Raw genomic sequence first — 17970 nt, 5'->3', positions numbered from 1 at the left:
CGCGCTGTCAAGGCGACGCGGCGGCTTTCGATGATGCGCTGCGGCACGCCGATGCGCGGCGGCGGCCGTCCATGCCCGTCCGGCAAAGGCGCGCGGGTTCGGTGCAGCGCGGCTGAGGCGGGGCGCGTGCGGCGGCGCGCATCGGCGACGCCGCAAGAGCGGTGCAAACCGGCGAGATACGTTATATCATCGCGGTACTCCGTCACCTTGCCTGCTTGCTGCCATGGCTACCTCAACGCCCATCGACGCCCGCCTGTCCCGCGCCGACGCGTTCGCCGCTGACCACGGGCTCGCGTGGACGCCGCTGCGCCGGCAGGTCTACGAGCGCGTGCTCGCCGCGCAGCGCCCCATCGGCGCGTACGACCTGCTCGCCGAGCTCGAGCCGCAGCGCGGCCGGGTGCCGCCCACAACCGTGTATCGCGCGCTGGATTTCCTCGTCGAGCACGGCTTCATCCACCGGATCGAATCGAAGAACGCGTTCTTCGCGTGCTGCGAGATCGGCGTGCCGCACGAAGGCCAGTTCCTGATCTGCGAATCGTGCGGCGACACCACCGAGATTCCGGGCGGCGACCTCGCGAAGCAGCTGTCCGCGAGCCCGCCCGCGCACGGTTTCGAGGTTCATCACCAGGTCGTCGAGCTGAGCGGCCTGTGCGGACACTGCAAGGGCAAGCCCGCGTCACGCTGATCCCGCATCGGGCGGCGTGCAGCGCCGCCCCTTCCTACGAGGAGTTCCATGTTCATTGCCCTGAAGCGCGCGCCGCGGCGCGCCCGGTCGCTTGTCCGTCTGCTCGGTGTGGCCGCCGCCGCGCTGTCCCTCGCCGTGCCCGCGCTCGCGCAGGCCGCGGCCGTCAACGTGGTCGCCGCCGAGAATTTCTACGGCGACGTCGCGTCGCAGATCGGCGGCCGCCACGTCGCGGTGACGAGCATCCTCAGCAATCCCGAGCAGGACCCGCACCTGTTCGAGGCGAGCCCGAAGACCGCGCGCGCGCTGCAGCAGGCGCAGCTCGTGATCTACAACGGCGCCGACTACGACCCGTGGATGGGCAAGCTGCTCGCGGCGTCGAAGCAGGCGAAGCGCGCGACGATCGTCGTCGCCGATCTCGTCGGCAAGAAGGCCGGCGACAACCCGCACCTGTGGTACGACCCGGCGACGATGCCGGCCGCCGCGCGCGCGATCGCGGCCGAGCTCGGCCGCGCGGACCCGGCGCACAAGGCCGACTACGACGCGAACCTGCAGAAGTTCGTCGCGTCGCTGAAGCCCGTCGACGACAAGGTCGCCGCGCTGCGCGCGCAGTACAAGGGCGTGCCGGTGACGGCCACCGAGCCCGTGTTCGGCTACATGTCCGACGCGATCGGCCTCGACATGCGCAACCAGCGCTTCCAGCTCGCGGCGATGAACAACACCGAGGCGAGCGCGCAGGACGTCGCCGCGTTCGAGAGCGACCTGCGCAAGCGGCAGGTGCGCGTGCTCATCTACAACAGCCAGGCCGAGGAGCCGGTGACGAAGCGGATGCTGAAGATCGCGCGCGACGGCGGCGTGCCGACCGTCAGCGTCACCGAGACGCAGCCGGCCGGCAAGACCTTCCAGCAATGGATGGCCGGCCAGCTCGATGCGCTCGGCAAGGCCCTTTCCACCGCCAAGAAATGACCCGGAACCCTCACGCACTCGAACTCGATCGCGTCACGCTCGAACTGGGCGGCCGCACGATCCTGCGCGACGTCAGCTTCTCGATCAAGCCTGGCGAATTCGTCGGCGTGCTCGGGCCGAACGGCGCCGGCAAGACGACGCTGATGCGCGCGGTGCTCGGCCTCGTGCCGGTCGCGGCCCGGCGCGCTCCGCGTCGGCGGCGAGCCGGTCGCGCGCGGCAACCCGTCGATCGGCTACATGCCGCAGATCAGGAGCGGTCTCGCGAGCCGCCGGATGCGCGGCTACGATTTCGTCGCGATGGCGGCCGACGGGCACCGCTGGGGGCTGCCGCATGCGAGCGCCGCGACGCGGCGCGGCGTCGACCGCGTGCTCGACCTGGTCGGCGGCAGCACGCTCGCGCGCCGGCCGCTGTCGGAGCTGTCCGGCGGCGAGCGGCAGCGCCTGCTGCTCGCGCAGTGCCTGCTCGGCAGCCCGAAGCTGCTGCTGCTCGACGAGCCGCTGATCAGCCTCGACCCGAACCACCAGCGCGGCGTCGTCGAACTCGTGCGCCGCGTGCAGCGCGAGCTCGGCATCACGGTGCTGTTCTCCGCGCACGAACTGAACCCGCTCCTCAACGCGCTCGACCGCGTGCTGTATCTCGGCAACGGCGTCGCGGCGCTCGGCACCGTCGACGAGGTGATCACGAAGCCCGTGCTGTCGCGGCTGTACGGATCGCCGATCGACGTGATGCGCGTGAACGGCAAGATCTTCGTGATGTCCGGCGACGTGGAAGTCGAGAAGCACGACCACGAGCACGAAGAGGCGACGACGACGGCCATGCGCACGGCGGCCACGGCCATTCCCACCACGGACACGCGCACCCTCACGCGAGCGGGCAATCACACGATGTTTGAATACGACTTCATGATCAACGCCTTCGCGGCGTCGGGAATCGTCGCGGTGCTCGCGGGCATCGTCGGCTACTTCCTGGTGCTGCGCGGGCAGACCTTCGCCGGCCACGCGCTGTCGCACGTCGGCTTCACCGGCGCGACGGGCGCGGTGCTGCTCGGCATCTCGCCGATCTGGGGGATGGTCGGCTTCACGCTCGCGGCCGGCGTCGGCATGGGCGCGCTCGGCGAGCGGCTCGCGGGGCGCGACGTCGCGATCGGCGTGATCCTGTCGGGCGCGCTCGGCTTCGGCCTGCTGTTCCTGCATTTCTATACGTCGTTCGCGACGCAGGTGACGGCGCTGCTGTTCGGCAACGTGCTCGCGGTCAGCCACGACACGCTCGCGGTGCTCGCGGGCATCGGCGCGGTGAGCCTCGCCGCGCTCGCGCTGATCGCGCGGCCGCTGCTGTTCGCATCGCTGCAGCCCGAACTCGCCGAAGCGAAGGGCGTGTCGCTGCGCGCGGTGTCGGTGCTGTTCCTCGCGGTGTGCGCGCTCGCGGTCGCCGCGGCGACGCAGATCGTCGGCGTGCTGCTCGTGTTCACGCTGCTGGTCGGCCCGGCCGCCGCCGCGCAGAACGTGTCGACGCGGTTGTCGACGGGCGTCGCGCTCGCCGCGCTGTTCGCGCTGTCCGAGGCGTGGCTGGGCATCGTGCTCGCGTATTACACCGACTGGCCGACGAGCTTCTGGATTACGGCGCTGTCGGCGATGGTGTATGGGGCGAGCCTGTTGCGGCGGCACGCGTGACGCATGCGGCGGCGTGACTGCACGCATCATGAAAAACGCCGGCGTGCCTTCGAAGGCACGCCGGCGTTTTTGATTGCGCGACCCGCGCGAAGCAGGTCACACGGTCAGCGCGCGAGCACCCGCGCGTGATGCGCAATGTGATCGGCGATGAACGTCGAGATGAAGTAATACCCGTGGTCGTAGCCCGCATGCCGACGCAGCGTCAGCGGCTGCGCGGCCGCCGCGCACGCCGCTTCGAACACGTCGGGATTCAGCTGGTTCGCGAGGAACTGGTCGGCGAGCCCCTGATCGACGAGGATGCCGTCCGTAAACTTCCGCGCGTCCGCGCGCGCGACGAGCTCGCTCGCGTCGTAGCGCTTCCACGCTTCGCGATCCGCGCCCAGGTAGCCCGAGAATGCCTTCTCGCCCCACGGGCAGCGCGACGGCGCGGCGATCGGCGCGAACGCCGACACCGAGCGATACACGTCCGGATTGCGCAGCGCAAGCACGAGCGCGCCGTGCCCGCCCATCGAGTGACCGAAGATGCCGAGCCGCGCGCCGTCGATCGGCAACTCGGCGCTCACCGTCTCGCGCAGCTCGTCGACGACGTATGAATACATCCGGTAATGCGTCGACCACGGCGATTCGGTCGCATCGACATAGAAGCCCGCGCCGACGCCGAAGTCCCACGCGTCGGTCTCGCCCGGCACGCCCGCGCCGCGCGGGCTCGTGTCGGGCGCGACGAGCGCGAGGCCGTGCTGCGCCGCGTATTGCTGCGCACCGGCCTTGATCGCAAACGTCTCCTCGGTGCAGGTGAGCCCCGCGAGATAGAACAGCGCCGGCACGCGGCCGTGCGCGGCCTGCGGCGGCAGATACACCGAGAACTTCATCGGCAGCCCGATCGCCGTCGAGTCATGGCGATAGAAGCGCTGCTCGCCGCCGTGGCACGCGTGTGACGAAACGAGTTCGAGCATGGGATTCCCTTCCGTTCAATACTGCGTGACCGGGCCAATCGATTCGCCCGCGTTCATCGGTTGAAGCCGTCGGCGGGCTTCGTGCGCGGTGGCGTGCGCGCGGGGCGGCGTCGACTGCAACTCCAACCGCAACGAGACCGCCCCGCCACCGCCCCGGCAACCGTCCCCGCAACCCCATCGTGGCCGCCATGATCCTCGATTGCGCCGACTGCCGCACGCGTGAATCGGCCGCCCGCTTGCCACGACACGTCATCGCCAGCATGCGCCGGCTCGCGCCGGCATGTGCGCGAGTTTAAACGCCGCTCGTGAACCACGTGTCGGTTCGCGCATACAGGTCGACGAAGCGCGCGTGCCGCGTCGCGAGCGCGCGGTCGCCGCACGGCGCCGCCACCGGCGACGCGGCGGGCGCGAGCGCGCGCAATGCGTCCTCGCGCCAGTGGCCGATCGCCACGCCGGCCAGCAGCGCGGCGCCGCGCGTCGCGGCGTTCGGGCAGTCGAGCGCGTCGAGCGACGCGCCGAGCGCGTCGGCCAGCAGCTGGCGCCAGCGCGGATCGACGGAGCCGCCGCCGGCCAGGCGCAGCGACGCGACCGCACGGCCCTCCGCACCTTCCGCACGAATGGCGTCGAGCCCCGCGCGCAGCGCGAACGCGACGCCTTCGAACGCCGCCCTCATCATCGCGCCGCGCGTATCGCCGAGCCCGAGGCCGAGCCAGCCGCCGCGCGCGTCCGGATTCATCCACGGCGAGCGCTCGCCGCTCAGGTACGGCAGGAAGGAGAGCCGCTCGGACGCCGGCTGCGCGAACGCGTCGTCGTAGGCGGCCGGCCAGCTCGCGTAGCCGAGCCAGCCGCGCACCGCTTCGAGCGCGAGCCCGACGTTCTGCATCGCCGCCATCGTGTAGTACCCGCCGCCCGCGGCCGCGCGATAGCGATGCAGCCCGCGTCGCGCGGCGGGCAGCCGGTCCGCGAGCACGACGATCTGCCCGCCGCTGCCGGTCGTCAGCAGTGCGTCGCCGTCGGCGACGAGGCCGCTGCCCAGCGCCGCGCACGCGGTGTCGGCCGCGCCGGTCGCGAGCGGCACGCCGGCCGGCAAGCCGAGCGCCGCGGCCGCCTGCGCGGCGAGCACGCCGCACGGCGCCGTCGACGCGCGCACCGGCGCAAACAGCGCGCGCGGCAGGCCGAGCGCGTCGAGCCGCGCGGCATCCCATGCGCCGTCGGGCGTCGCGAGCGCGGTCGCGCACGCATCGCTCGGATCGGCCGCGACGTCGCCGCCGAGCGCGATGCGCAGCCAGTCCTTCGGCTGCACGGCCCAGCGCGCGGCGCGCAGCGCCGCCGGCTCGCTTGCGGCCATCCAGCGCAGCAGCGGGCCCGCCATCCCCGGCGCGACCGGGTTCGGCGCGTCCGGCCAGTCCGCCGCGCCGGCGAGGCGCGCGGCGCGCGTATCGGGCCACAGCAGCGCGGGCCGCATCGCGCGGCCGGCCGCATCGACCAGCACGACGCCGTGCATCTGCCCCGAAAAACCGATCGCGGCGACCTGCGCCCTTTCGTCGGCGGGCAGCCGCGCGGCCGCGCGCACGAGCGCATCCCACCACGCCTGCGGCGCGATTTCCGCCCAGCCGGGCTGCGGTGACGACAGCGCATAAGGTTCGCTCGCGACCGCGCGTTCGACGCCGTCCGGGTCGAGCGTGACGAGTTTCACCGAGCCGGTGCCGAGATCGATTCCGAGCAAGCGCATGACGAAGCGACGATTTGAATGGACAGGCTTCGATGATAGCGGGATCGCAATATGCGCCCCATTTTTTCGCGATCGTGAATTGCGAATGCGATCGAACTCGCCACGTGCTTTAAAACACCCGTTCGCGGGTTAACCCGGTGCATTTTTTCACACCCTGAAATGACCACTATTCCTGAACCGCGATACACACCATAAAGCACCCCATATTTGACATGGGAGTCCGCATTATTTTGGACGGCTATAAAACCGGGAAACCTCACTCCTGCGGCAGATTCCCGATGCGCGACGCCCCGCTTCATGCCGAATCGGCATATCGAACCAGCAAAGAACGGAATAGAACCCAGTGCTCTTGTTGCGCATGGCCGTTCCGCATAACTTCGTACCACCCCGAATACAAGATCATGGAGTGAGACAGATGCAATCGAACACGGTCCATCCGTGCGATGAAGTGTTGCCGACCGGCAAGCTCGTAACGCTCGGCCTGCAGCACGTTCTCGTCATGTACGCCGGCGCGGTCGCCGTGCCGTTGATCGTCGGCGGCGCGCTCAAGCTGCCGAAAGACCAGATCGCGTTCCTGATCAGCGCCGATCTGTTTTCGTGCGGCATCGCGACGCTGATCCAGACGCTGGGCCTGTGGCTCTTCGGCATCCGCCTGCCCGTGATCATGGGGTGCACGTTCGCGGCGGTCGGCCCGATGATCGCGATCGGCACGAACCCCGGCCTCGGCATCCTCGACATCTTCGGCTCGACGATCGCGGCCGGCGTCATCGGCATCGTGCTCGCGCCGACGATCGGCAAGCTGCTGCGGTTCTTTCCGCCCGTCGTCGTCGGCACGGTGATCTCGGTGATCGGCCTGTCGCTGATGGAAGTCGGCATCAACTGGGCCGCAGGCGGCGTCGGCAATCCGGAATACGGCAGCCCCGTCTACCTCGGCCTGTCGCTGCTCGTGCTCACGCTGATCCTGCTGATCAACAAGTACGGCCGCGGCTTCATCGCGAACATCTCGGTGCTGCTCGGCATCGTCGCGGGCTTCGCGATCGCGTTCGCGCTCGGCCGCGTGAACACCGACGGCGTGTCGATCGCGCCGTGGGTCGGCTTCGTGATGCCGTTCCACTTCGGCTGGCCGCACTTCGACCCGCTGTCGATCGCGACGATGGTCACGGTGATGTTCGTCACGTTCATCGAATCGACCGGGATGTTCCTCGCGGTCGGCGACATGGTCGATCGTCCGGTCGACCAGGATCGCCTCGTGCGCGGCCTGCGCGTCGACGGCCTCGGCACGCTGATCGGCGGCATCTTCAACTCGTTCCCGCATACGTCGTTCTCGCAGAACGTCGGCCTGATCGGCGTGACGGGCGTGAAGAGCCGCTTCGTGTGCGCGACGGGCGGCGTGATCCTCGTGCTGCTCGGCCTGTTCCCGAAGATGGCGCAGGTGGTCGCGTCGGTGCCGCCGTTCGTGCTCGGCGGCGCGGGGATCGTGATGTTCGGGATGGTCGCCGCGAACGGCGTGAAGGTGCTGTCGAAGGTCGACTTCGTGGAGAACCACCACAACCTGTTCATCGTCGCGGTCAGCATCGGCCTCGGCCTCGTGCCGGTCGTGTCGCCGCACTTCTTCTCGAAGCTGCCGGGCGCGCTCGCGCCGATCCTGCACAGCGGCATCCTGCTCGCGTCGGTTTCCGCAGTCATCCTGAACATCGTGTTCAACGGCGTGAAGGGCGAGAAGGACGCGCGCTGCGAGATTCGCCGCGCCGGCCACGACTTCGACGGACGCCCGGCCGACGTGCATCACTGACCGGCTCCGGCCGGCAACGTACCGGAAGCGCAGAACGCCACGGCTTGCCGTGGCGTTCTGCTTTTGGGACCTACGAGCACATGCACGCGACGGCGGCCGCGATACGCGCGATCGCCGGCTTGCGCGCGACATCGCCACGCCGAGCGGTCGCGCAAAAAGAAACGCCACGGACCTCCGTCCGTGGCGTTGTCGCATACGCGTATAACGGCGTACGGGAGCGTTGCCCCCGTACGCCGGCGCGCCTACCCGTTCGTCGCCGCGGCGGATGCCGGCGCCGGCGCGGCCGCCTTGTCGTAGCCTTCCGTCACGTCCGGCGCGCGCGGCGTCTCGCCGGCCCGCTGGATCCAGCCGCCGCCCAGCGCACGATACAGATCGACGAGGTTGGTCCAGCGCGCGAGGCGCGCGCTGATCAGCGACTGCTGCGCGGAATATAGATCCGTCTGCGCGGTCAGCACCGACAGATAGCTGTCGACACCGTTCTTGTAACGCAAGTCCGACAGGTCGTAGCGACGCTGCTGCGCGTGCTCGTTGCGCTGCAGCGCGGCGATCTGCTGGTCGTACGTGCCGCGTGCGGCCAGCCCGTCCGACACCTCGCGGAACGCCGACTGGATCGCCTTCTCGTAGTTCGCGATCTCGATGCGCTTCTGCACGTTCGCGAGATCGAGGTTCGCGAGGTTCGCGCCGCCCTCGAAGATCGGCATCGTGATCTGCGGCGCGAACGACCACGCCGCCGTGCCGGCCTTGAACAGCCCGCCGAGCGTCGGGCTCGCGGTGCCGAACGCGCCCGTCAGCGAGATGCGCGGGAAGAACGCCGCGCGCGCCGCGCCGATGTTCGCGTTCGCCGCGAGCAGGCTCTGCTCGGCTTCCATGATGTCCGGACGGCGCGTCAGCAGGTCCGACGGCAGCCCGGCCGGGATGTCGGTCAGGAAGTTCTGCGCGTCGAGCGGCAGGCCCGGCGGCAGGTCGTCCGGCAGCGGCTCGCCGATCAGCAGCACCAGCGCGTTCACCGCCTGCGCGCGCGCACGCGCCTGCGCCTGCTGGTTCGCGAGCGCCGTCTCGACGATCGTCTGCGCCTGGCGCAGGTCGAGCTCCGAGCCGGTGCCGTTGTCGAACTTCAGCTTCGTCAGGTCGTACGACGCCTGTGCGGATTTCAGCGTGTTTTCCGTCACCTTCAGCAGGTCGTCGGTCGACAGCACCGTCAGGTACTGGTCCGCGACCTGCGCGACCAGCGCGATCTCCGACGCCTTGCGGGCCTGCGCGGTCGCGAGGTATTTCGCGAGCGCCTGGTCCTTCAGGCTCTGGAGCCGGCCGAACAGGTCGAGCTCCCACGACGCGGAAAGCCCGACGCTGTAGGTGCGCGTGATGAGCGGCTGGCGCGTCGTCGACACGCCCGCGGGATAGCGCTGGATGTTGCCGGAGCCGGTGCCGTCGAGGGTCGGGAACAGCCCCGCGCGCGTGATCTGGTACTGCGCGCGCGCCGCCGCGATGTTCAGCACCGCGACTCGCAGGTCGCGGTTGTTCGTCAGCGCGATCTCGATCAGCCGCTGCAGGCGCGGATCGACGAAGAATTCGCGCCAGCCGATGTCGGTCGCCGCCTGGCCGTTCGCGCTGCGCGCGCCGGCCGCAGCGGCCGGCTGCGTCGCGTAGACGCCGCCGGACGGGAACGCCTGCGCGACGGGCGCATCGGGCCGCGTGTAATGCGGCGCCATCGTGCAGCCCGTGGCGAAGAGCGCGACCGCGATTGCAGTCAAAGCGTGTTTTTGCATCATCACTGTCCCTTCTTCTCGTCGTCGCCGTGGTCGCCCTTCTCCGCCTGGTGCATGTGATCCTGCGCAAGACGCAGCGCCTCGTCGGCGTCTTCCTTCTCGCCGCTGAAGATCGCGCGGATCTTCACGAAGAACATCGGGATCATGAAGATCGCGAGGAACGTCGCGGTGATCATCCCGCCGATCACGCCGGTGCCGATCGCGTGCTGGCTCGCCGAGCCCGCGCCGTTGCTGATCGCGAGCGGCATCACGCCGAGAATGAACGCGAGCGACGTCATCAGGATCGGGCGCAGCCGCAGGCGCGCCGCTTCCAGCGCGGCCTCGATCGGCCCCATCTTCTCCGTTACCTGCAGCTCGCGCGCGAACTCGACGATCAGGATCGCGTTCTTCGCGGACAGGCCCACCGTGGTCAGCAGGCCGACCTGGAAGAACACGTCGTTCTCGAGGCCGCGCAGCGTCGCCGCGAGCAGCGCGCCGATCACGCCGAGCGGCACGACCATGATCACCGAGAACGGGATCGACCAGCTTTCATACAGCGCCGCGAGACACAGGAACACGACGAGGATCGAGATCGCATAGAGGATCGGCGCCTGCGAGCCCGACTGGATTTCCTGGAACGACAGCCCCGTCCACGAATAGCCGACGCCTTCCGGCAGCTTCTTCGCGAGCGCTTCCATCGCCGCCATCGCCTGGCCGGTCGACTTGCCCGGTGCGGCCTGGCCCTGGATTTCCATCGCCGAGATGCCGTTGTAGCGCTCGAGCTTCGGCGAACCGTAGGTCCAGTGGCCGGTCGCGAACGCGCTGAACGGCACCATCCCGCCCGAGCCGTTGCGCACGTACCAGACGTTCAGGTCGTCCGGCGTCGTCCGGAACGGCGCATCGGACTGCACGTAGACCTTCTTGATCCGGCCGTCGGTGTCGAGGAAGTTGTTCACGTACTGCGACGCCCATGCGATCGAGAACGTCTGGTCGATCGCCTGCGCGGTGACGCCGAGCGCGTTCGCCTTCTCGCGGTCGATGTTCACCTTGTACTGCGGCGTATCGTTCAGGCCGTTCGGACGCACGCCCTGCAGCGTCGGATCCTTCGAAGCCATCATCAGCAGCTGGTTGCGCGCGGCCATCAGCGCGTCGTGGCCGACGCCCGCGTTGTCCGTCAGCTCGAAGTCGAAGCCGGCGGCGGTGCCGAGTTCCGGAATCGACGGCGGGTTGAACGGAATCACCAGCGCGTCCTTGTACTTCGAATAACGCCCGAACATCCGGCCGATCAGCGCCTGCACCTTCTGGTTCGCGTGCTGACGCTGCGAGTAATCCTTCAGCCTGACGAACACGAGACCCGAGTTCTGGCCGCGGCCCGCGAAGCTGAAGCCGTTGACCGTGAACGCGGAATCGACGATTTCCTTCTCGTCGTTCAGCAGGTAGTCGGAAATGTTCGCGAGCGTCTTCGCGGTGGTTTCCTGCGTCGAGCCGGACGGCGTCTGCACGATCACGAACATGTAGCCCTGGTCCTCATCCGGCAGGAACGACTTCGGCAGGCGTGCGAACAGCAGGCCGACCGCGACGAGCACGGCCAGGTAGATGACGAGCCAGCGGCCCGAGCGCTTGATCACGTGGTGCACGCCGACGTGGTACTTGTCGCGGCTCTGGTTGAACGTGCGGTTGAACCAGCCGAAGAAGCCCTTCTTCTCTTCGTGGTGACCCTGCGGGATCGGCTTGAGGATCGTCGCGCACAGCGCCGGCGTCAGGATCAGCGCGACGAGCACCGACAGCACCATCGCCGACACGATCGTCAGTGAGAACTGACGATAGATCGCGCCGACCGAGCCGCCCGAGAACGCCACCGGCACGAACACCGCCGACAGCACGAGCGCGACGCCGACCAGCGCGCCGGTGATCTGGCCCATCGCCTTCCTGGTCGCCTCCTTCGGCGACAGGCCCTCTTCGGCCATCACCCGCTCGACGTTCTCCACCACCACGATCGCATCGTCGACCAGGAGACCGATCGCGAGCACGAGGCCGAACATCGACAGCGTGTTGATCGAGAAGCCCACCACCGACATGATCGCGAACGTGCCGAGCAGCACCACCGGCACCGCGATCGTCGGGATGATCGTCGCCCGCAGGTTCTGCAGGAACAGGTACATCACGAGGAACACCAGCACGATGCCTTCGAGCAGCGTCTTGACCACTTCCTCGATCGACAGCTTCACGAACGGCGTCGTGTCGTACGGATACGACACCGACAGGCCGTGCGGGAAGTACTTCGACAGCGTGTCCACCTGCTGGCGCACCGCCTTCGCGGTCGCGAGCGCGTTCGCGTTGGTCGCGAGCTGGATGCCCAGCGCCGCGCTCGGCTTGCCGTTGTACTTGGTGTCGAAGTTGTAGTTTTCCGCGCCGAGCGCGACGTGCCCGACATCCTTCAGGCGCACCTGCGAGCCGTCCGGGTTGACCTTCAGCAGGATGTTGCCGAACTGCTCGGGCGTGCGCAGCAGCGTCGCCTCGGTGATCGTCGCCTGCAGCACGGTGCCCGGCTTCGCCGGCGTGCCGCCGAGCTGGCCGCCCGCGACCTGCACGTTCTGCGCGCTGATCGCGCTCGTCACGTCGACCGGCGTGAGGCCGTAGTTCGTCAGGCGGGTCGGATCGAGCCAGATCCGCATCGCGTACTGCGAGCCGAACAGCGTGACGGTGCCGACGCCGTTGAGCCGGCTGATCGGGTCCTTCACGTGCGACGCGACGTAGTTCGCGAGGTCGTAGCGGTTCATGCTGCCGTCTTCGGAGTTGAACGCGAGCACCAGCAGGAAGCTGCTGCTCGACTTCGTCACCGACAGGCCGAGCTGCTGCACGACCTGCGGCAGGATCGGCGTCGCGAGCGACAGCTTGTTCTGCACCTGCACCTGCGCGATGTCGGCGTTGGTGCCCGGCGCGAACGTCAGCGTGATCGTCGCGTTGCCCGAGTCGTCACTCGTCGACGACATGTACAGGAAGTTGTCGAGACCGCTCATCTGCTGCTCGATCACCTGCGTCACCGTGTCTTCCACCGTCTTCGCGGAAGCGCCCGGGTAGTTCGCGGTGATCTGGATCGATGGCGGCGCGATCGTCGGATACTGCGCGATCGGCAGCGTGAAGATCGCCGCGACCCCGGCCAGCATCAGGATGATGGCGATCACCCATGCAAAGATCGGGCGATCGATAAAAAACTTTGCCATGAAACAGGCTCCCTGTTAGTGCGCGCTCGACGCAGCGGCAGCGCTCGCCGGGGCGGCGCCCGACGCGGCTGCGGCACCGGAACCGGCGGCGGCCGGCGCGGCGGATGCGGCTGCACCCGATGCGGCATCGGCTGCCGGCAGCTGCGCGGCGACCGTCTTCACGGTCGCGCCCGGACGCACCTTGTCGATGCCCTGCACGATCACCCGGTCGCCCGCCTGCAGGCCGCCTTCGACGATCCAGTTCTGCCCCTGCATGCCCGTCGTCGTCAGCGGACGCGGCGCGACCTTGTTGTCCGCACCCACCACCAGCGCGACCGCCTGCCCCTTCTGGTCATGCGTGACGCCGATCTGCGGCACCAGGAACGCGTGCTCGTTCACGCCTTCCTCGATGCGCGCGCGCACGAACATCCCCGGCAGCAGCACCCTGTTCGGGTTCGGGAAGATCGCGCGGATCGTCACCGAGCCCGTCGCCTGGTCCACCGTCACGTCCGAGAACTGCAGCTTGCCCGGCTCCGAGTACGTCTTGCCGTCCTCCAGGATCAGCGACACCTTCGCCGCCCCCGGGCCGCTCGTCTTGATCCGCCCGCTCTGCACGTCCTGGCGCAGCTTCAGCCCGTCGAGGCTCGACTGCGTCAGGTCCACGTACACCGGATCGAGCTGCTGCACCGTCGACATCAGCGTCGCCTGGCTCGCCTGCACGTACGCGCCCGGCGTGACCTGCGAGATGCCGACGCGGCCGGTGATCGGCGACACCACGTCCGTATAGCCGAGGTTGATCTGCGCGGTGTCCACCGCTGCCTTGCCGGCCGCGACGTCCGCCGCCGCCTGCCCTTGCGCGGCGACCGCGTTGTCGTAGTCCTGCTTGCTGATCGCGTTCGCACCGACCAGCACCTTGTAGCGCGCGACCAGTGCGTTCTGCGTCGCGAGGTTCGCCTGCGCCTTCGCGAGCGACGCCTTCGCGCTGTTCAGCTGCGCGATGTACGGCGCCGGGTCGATCTTGTAGAGGCGCTGGCCGGCCTTGACGTCGGTGCCTTCGGTGAATTCGCGGCGCAGCACGATGCCGTCGACCCGCGCGCGCACCTGCGCGACCAGGAACGCGTTGGTGCGGCCCGGCAGTTCGGTGAAGACCGGCACGGTTTCCGGCTGGACGGTGACGACGCCGACTTCCGGCGTTTGCGGCGGCGGTGCCGATTCTTTTTTCCCGCACGCGGCCAGGAAAACGGCGGCCGTCGCGACAGTGATTAAGCGGTATGGAACCCGTTCGACGCGCATGGAGCGACCTCTGTGTGTAACCAATGGAATGAGTGTCGCGCCCGGCCCGGACGCAACACGGATGCGCCTTGCGGCGCTGATCGAACACCTGAATTACTGGACTGCTAGATACAGCAAGCGGCACGGAACCACTGTGCCGACGAAGACGCCCCGAACTGCGGGCCGGTAGTGCTTTGGCGGGAATCAGCAGTGTGGGATATTAACTGATTGCCCCTTTGGCCATTCGATCGTAGGGTGGTATTGTATATACATTCACGAATGTATGTAAAAAGACCCTGCGCCGCCGCGACCGCTGGTATTACGAAACGTTACGAGTCGCTAGGATAGCCCGTTTGCACGGGTACGGCGAGGGATGCGAACCTTATTGTTTCGCCCACCGATCGATCTCCCCAGGCCTGAATATGGTCAGACGCACCAAGGAGGAAGCCCTTGCCACGCGCAACGGCATCCTCGACGCCGCCGAACACGTGTTCTTCGAGAAGGGCGTGTCGCACACGTCGCTCGCGGACATCGCGCACCACGCCGGCGTGACGCGCGGCGCCATCTACTGGCATTTCGCGAACAAGAGCGAGCTGTTCGACGCGATGTTCGATCGCGTGCTGCTGCCGATCGACGAGCTGAAGAAGTTGCCGGCCGACGCGCCCGGCAGCAATCCGCTCGACAAGGTCCGCAAGATCCTGATCTGGTGCCTGCTCGGCGTCCAGCGCGATTCGCAGCTGCGCCGGGTGTTCAGCATCCTGTTCATGAAGTGCGAGTACGTGGCGGACCTGGAGCCGCTGCTGCAGCGCAATCGCGCCGGCATGAGCGACGCGCTGCACGCGATCGACGCCGATCTCGCGATGGCCGTGCAACTGAAGCTGCTGCCCGAACGGCTCGACACGTGGCGCGCGACGCTGATGCTGCACGCGCTCGTCAGCGGCTTCGTGCGCGACATGCTGATGCTCCCCGACGAGATCGACGCGGAGCAGCACGCGGAAAAGCTCGTCGACGGCTGCTTCGACATGCTGCGCTACAGCCCGGCGATGCTGAAGGACGACTGACGCGCCGGCGCTCGCGGCGACACGGTCAGGCGGCCTGTGCGCGGCGCGCGCGGGCTCGCCGGTTCGACGCGGACACCGACTCGCGCGCCGGCATCGCGCCGCCCGCCAGCCCGGCGATCCATGCGTCGGTCGACATCACCGCCGCGAAGTTCGACTGGAACACCACCGTATATGCGCGGTGGATCTCCTCGGCGCTTGCCGCGCCGGCCGCGTTCTCGTACGGCACCGCGCCCGTCGCATCCTCCAGATACTCGACGTTCAGCCCCGCATGCGCCGCGTGATACACGGTCGACGCATTGCAGTTGTGCGTCATGTAGCCGGCCACCGCGAGCGTGTCGATTTCGTGCGCGTCGAGCCACGCGGCGAGATCGGTGCCCGCGAACGCGCTCGCGAGCGACTTCTCGATCCGGTGCGCGTACGGCCGCGACGCAACCACCGGATGCAGTTCGACGCCGTCGCCGCCGGGCGCGAAGATCGGCGCGCCCGCCGGCGCGACGTGCTGGACGACGATCACCGGCACGCCGGCCGCGTGCGCGGCATCGATCGCACGGCCGATGTTCGCGAGCGACGTGTCGACGGGCGGGTATTCGATCGGCAGGTCACCCGTCACGTATTCGTTCTGGACGTCGATCACGATGAGGGCGCGGCGGCCGGTGGGCTTTGAAGCGGGCTTCGACATGATGTTCTCCTGGTTCGGACGCGCCGCCCCGCCCCGCAACGGGCGCGGTCGGCAGCGCGATGACGCATTGTCGAACCGCGGCGCCGGCCCCGACAGCGGCCCGATTGCCATTCTTCGATAGAATCGGGCCATCCGCATTCCGGAGCCCGTCATGCCCGCCGTCCCCGCCGTCTCTTCTCCCACCGTCGTCGCCGCGATCGCGTTCGACGGCATCAGCCCGTTCCACCTGTCGGTCCCGTCCGTCGTGTTCGGCAAGGAGCGCGACGCGGCCGACACGCCCGCGTTCGACTTCCGCGTGTGCTCGGCGGACCGGGGCCCGCTCGCGACGACCGGCGGCTTCACGATCTCGGCCCCGCTCGGGCTCGATGCGCTCGACGACGCGCAGATCGTCATCGTGCCGAGCTGGCGCGACCCGGACGAGACGCCGCCGGCGGTGCTGCTCGACGCGGTGCGCGCCGCCGCCGAGCGCGGCGCGCTGCTGGTCGGGCTGTGCCTCGGCGCGTACGTGCTCGCGGCAGCCGGCCTGCTCGACGATCGCCCGGCGACCACGCACTGGGCGTGGGCGGACGACTTCGCGCGGCGCTTTCCGCGCGTGCGGCTCGATCCCGACGTGCTGTACGTCGACGACGGCAACCTGATGACGTCGGCCGGCACCGCCGCGGGGCTCGACTGCTGCCTGCACGTGGTGCGCCGCCGCTTCGGCGCCGACGCGGCGAACCGGATCGCGCGGCGTCTCGTGATTCCGCCGCACCGCCAGGGCGGGCAGGCGCAATACGTGCCGCAGCCCGTCGCCGCGCACCCGCGCGACGCGCGGCTCGCGGGCCTGCTCGACTGGGTGCGCGCGCATCTCGACGCGCCGCACGGCGTCGACTCGCTCGCGGCGCGCGTGCTGATGAGCCGCCGCACGTTCACCCGGCACTTCCGCCAGGCGACCGGCACGACCGTGATCGCGTGGCTGCAGGCCGAACGGCTCGCGCGCGCGCAGCATCTGCTGGAAACCACCGGACAATCGATCGACGCGATCGCGCAGGCGGCCGGCTACGGGTCGAGCGTATCGCTGCGCCAGCATTTCGCGAGCGCGCTCGGCACGTCGCCATCGGCCTATCGGCGGGAATTTCGCGGCGCGGCGCCCGGCGGGCGGCGGTAGGGCCGACCGCCGAAAAGCGCCGCGGCTGCGGCCGCGGTTTCGCCGGGGTTAGGTTCGTCGATCGTCAGCCGCCCTGCGTGCACGGTGAAGCCCGGCACACCGAGCCACAGCAGCAGTGTCGTGCCGCGGCGGCCGATGCTCGCCGCATCGTGCAGCGCGAGGATCGGCGCGGGATCGACGATGACGATGTCGTAGCGCCGCGCCGCGGCGTCGAGCACCGTCTTGAAGCGGCCGTCGTTGAACGGCGCGGACGTGCATATGACGGAGGGGAAAAGTCGCGGTCATCGCGCGGCCTGAGCGCCGGGCTGCCGGCGCGCAGCCCACGCTCCCTGCGACGCAACGGCTCAGGCGCCGTTGATCCAGCGCGCCGCGTACAACAGCACCGCAACGAACAGGATGATCGCGGCCCACGCCCACAAGGGCAGCGGCCCCGATGCGCGCGGTTGCACCGCGCTGGCCGCCCGGCCGGTCAGCGCGCCGCCGAGGTGCTGCAGCGGCGGACGTTTCGCGGTCGCCGTCAGCGACGCGGGCCGCAGGAACACATGCTGGCGACGCGGCGCGCTCGACGCCGCACGGTTCGGCACGAGGCCATGCTTCGCCTGCACCACCGCGCAGAACTCGCTGAAGAAGTCGTCGGCCCATTCGTGCAGCGCGTTCTCGATCTGCCGCGTCGGCAGCTCGGCGAGCGGCCCGGTCGCGGTCGCCCACAGCACGTAGTCGATCTGCGTCGTGGTTGCGTCATCGCCCGGCAGCAGCGCGAGCTCGACCTGCCCGCGCAGCGCACCGAGTCCGTCGGCCCGCGCCTTGAAGCTGATCACGCGCCGCGCGTCGTCCTGCTCGCTGGCCGAATGCGCACGCACGTCGTAGCGCGCCCGCAGCGGGCCGAGCGGCACGGTCAGCGTCAGCGCGTACTCGCCGCGCGTCAGCTCGACGAACGATTCACAATGATCAAAACTCGCGCGCAGCAGCGCGATGTCCTCCAGTGCGTCCCGGACGACCGACGGCGCAAGCGGCACGCGTAATGCGTCGTTCAGTTCCATGATGCCTCCCCGATGAACACTTGCCGC

The 17970-nt window shown here is 69.1% G+C and carries 14 protein-coding genes and 1 pseudogene; 7 read left to right on the top strand and 8 right to left on the bottom strand.

Annotated features, from left to right (window positions below):
* The first annotated feature begins 223 nt into the window (after positions 1 to 223).
* From WJ35_RS14105 to WJ35_RS14095, 4 genes and pseudogenes are all read left to right on the top strand, one after another.
* The gene (locus tag WJ35_RS14105; protein ID WP_069239336.1) at positions 224 to 685 is read left to right on the top strand and encodes a Fur family transcriptional regulator; all 462 of its coding nucleotides are present in this window, start codon (positions 224 to 226) and stop codon (positions 683 to 685) included.
* Between the two features lie 48 nt (positions 686 to 733).
* Positions 734 to 1648 (top strand): metal ABC transporter solute-binding protein, encoded by a 915-nt coding sequence (locus tag WJ35_RS14100; RefSeq protein ID WP_069239335.1) that lies wholly within the window; start codon positions 734 to 736, stop codon positions 1646 to 1648.
* A pseudogene (locus WJ35_RS30085) lies at positions 1645 to 2541 on the top strand (ABC transporter ATP-binding protein). The gene WJ35_RS14100 and the pseudogene WJ35_RS30085 overlap by 4 nt, the downstream one beginning before the upstream one ends.
* The gene (locus tag WJ35_RS14095; RefSeq protein WP_060237785.1) at positions 2534 to 3319 is read left to right on the top strand and encodes a metal ABC transporter permease; all 786 of its coding nucleotides are present in this window, start codon (positions 2534 to 2536) and stop codon (positions 3317 to 3319) included. Before WJ35_RS30085 ends, WJ35_RS14095 begins: the two are co-directional and overlap by 8 nt.
* Before the next feature lie 104 nt (positions 3320 to 3423).
* Here the strand turns inward: WJ35_RS14095 and fghA are convergent, their stop codons facing one another.
* Together fghA and WJ35_RS14085 are read right to left on the bottom strand one after the other, a co-directional pair.
* On the bottom strand, positions 3424 to 4272 hold the full coding sequence (fghA, locus tag WJ35_RS14090) for an S-formylglutathione hydrolase (protein ID WP_060237782.1): 849 nt from the start codon (positions 4270 to 4272) through the stop codon (positions 3424 to 3426).
* Between the two features lie 292 nt (positions 4273 to 4564).
* Complete coding sequence (locus tag WJ35_RS14085; RefSeq protein ID WP_069239334.1) at positions 4565 to 6004, bottom strand: xylulokinase; 1440 nt, start codon at positions 6002 to 6004, stop codon at positions 4565 to 4567.
* 415 nt (positions 6005 to 6419) lie between these two features.
* Here WJ35_RS14085 and WJ35_RS14080 point away from each other — a divergent pair, with 415 nt between their 5' ends.
* Complete coding sequence (locus WJ35_RS14080; protein WP_069239333.1) at positions 6420 to 7796, top strand: nucleobase:cation symporter-2 family protein; 1377 nt, start codon at positions 6420 to 6422, stop codon at positions 7794 to 7796.
* Positions 7797 to 8038: 242 nt separating this feature from the next.
* Here WJ35_RS14080 and WJ35_RS14075 read toward each other — a convergent pair whose 3' ends face one another.
* The 3 genes from WJ35_RS14075 to WJ35_RS14065 are packed head-to-tail and all read right to left on the bottom strand — an operon-like array spanning position 8039 to position 14037.
* The gene (locus tag WJ35_RS14075; RefSeq protein ID WP_069239332.1) at positions 8039 to 9565 is read right to left on the bottom strand and encodes an efflux transporter outer membrane subunit; all 1527 of its coding nucleotides are present in this window, start codon (positions 9563 to 9565) and stop codon (positions 8039 to 8041) included.
* The gene (locus WJ35_RS14070) at positions 9565 to 12765 is read right to left on the bottom strand and encodes an efflux RND transporter permease subunit (RefSeq protein WP_069239331.1); all 3201 of its coding nucleotides are present in this window, start codon (positions 12763 to 12765) and stop codon (positions 9565 to 9567) included. Before WJ35_RS14070 ends, WJ35_RS14075 begins: the two co-directional genes overlap by 1 nt.
* Before the next feature lie 15 nt (positions 12766 to 12780).
* Positions 12781 to 14037: an efflux RND transporter periplasmic adaptor subunit gene (locus tag WJ35_RS14065; protein ID WP_069239330.1), complete on the bottom strand. Its 1257-nt coding sequence runs from the start codon at positions 14035 to 14037 to the stop codon at positions 12781 to 12783.
* Positions 14038 to 14438: 401 nt separating this feature from the next.
* On the opposite strand from WJ35_RS14065, the gene WJ35_RS14060 reads away from it, so the two are divergent.
* Complete coding sequence (locus tag WJ35_RS14060; protein WP_010098534.1) at positions 14439 to 15077, top strand: TetR family transcriptional regulator; 639 nt, start codon at positions 14439 to 14441, stop codon at positions 15075 to 15077.
* Positions 15078 to 15102: 25 nt separating this feature from the next.
* Here WJ35_RS14060 and WJ35_RS14055 read toward each other — a convergent pair whose 3' ends face one another.
* Entirely contained in the window at positions 15103 to 15756 is a 654-nt protein-coding gene (locus WJ35_RS14055; protein WP_060236940.1) for a cysteine hydrolase family protein, read from the bottom strand.
* A gap of 151 nt (positions 15757 to 15907) precedes the next feature.
* Between WJ35_RS14055 and WJ35_RS14050 the strand changes: the two genes are divergently transcribed.
* Positions 15908 to 16903, top strand: a complete 996-nt coding sequence (locus WJ35_RS14050; RefSeq protein ID WP_069239329.1) for a helix-turn-helix domain-containing protein — start codon at positions 15908 to 15910, stop codon at positions 16901 to 16903.
* On the opposite strand, the gene WJ35_RS14045 is transcribed toward WJ35_RS14050, so the two are convergent.
* Positions 16858 to 17121, bottom strand: coding sequence for a hypothetical protein (locus WJ35_RS14045; RefSeq protein ID WP_059461454.1), 264 nt, complete (start codon positions 17119 to 17121; stop codon positions 16858 to 16860). The two genes, WJ35_RS14050 and WJ35_RS14045, sit on opposite strands and share 46 nt — an antisense overlap.
* Positions 17122 to 17247: 126 nt before the next feature.
* Positions 17248 to 17943: a CoxG family protein gene (locus WJ35_RS14040; protein WP_069239328.1), complete on the bottom strand. Its 696-nt coding sequence runs from the start codon at positions 17941 to 17943 to the stop codon at positions 17248 to 17250.
* Positions 17944 to 17970: the final 27 nt, after the last annotated feature.

This window comes from Burkholderia ubonensis (assembly GCF_001718695.1).
GTDB classification, from domain to species: Bacteria; Pseudomonadota; Gammaproteobacteria; order Burkholderiales; family Burkholderiaceae; genus Burkholderia; species Burkholderia ubonensis_B.
Note: the sequence above shows the minus strand (reverse complement) of the source record. Positions and strands in the feature narration are given on the sequence as shown.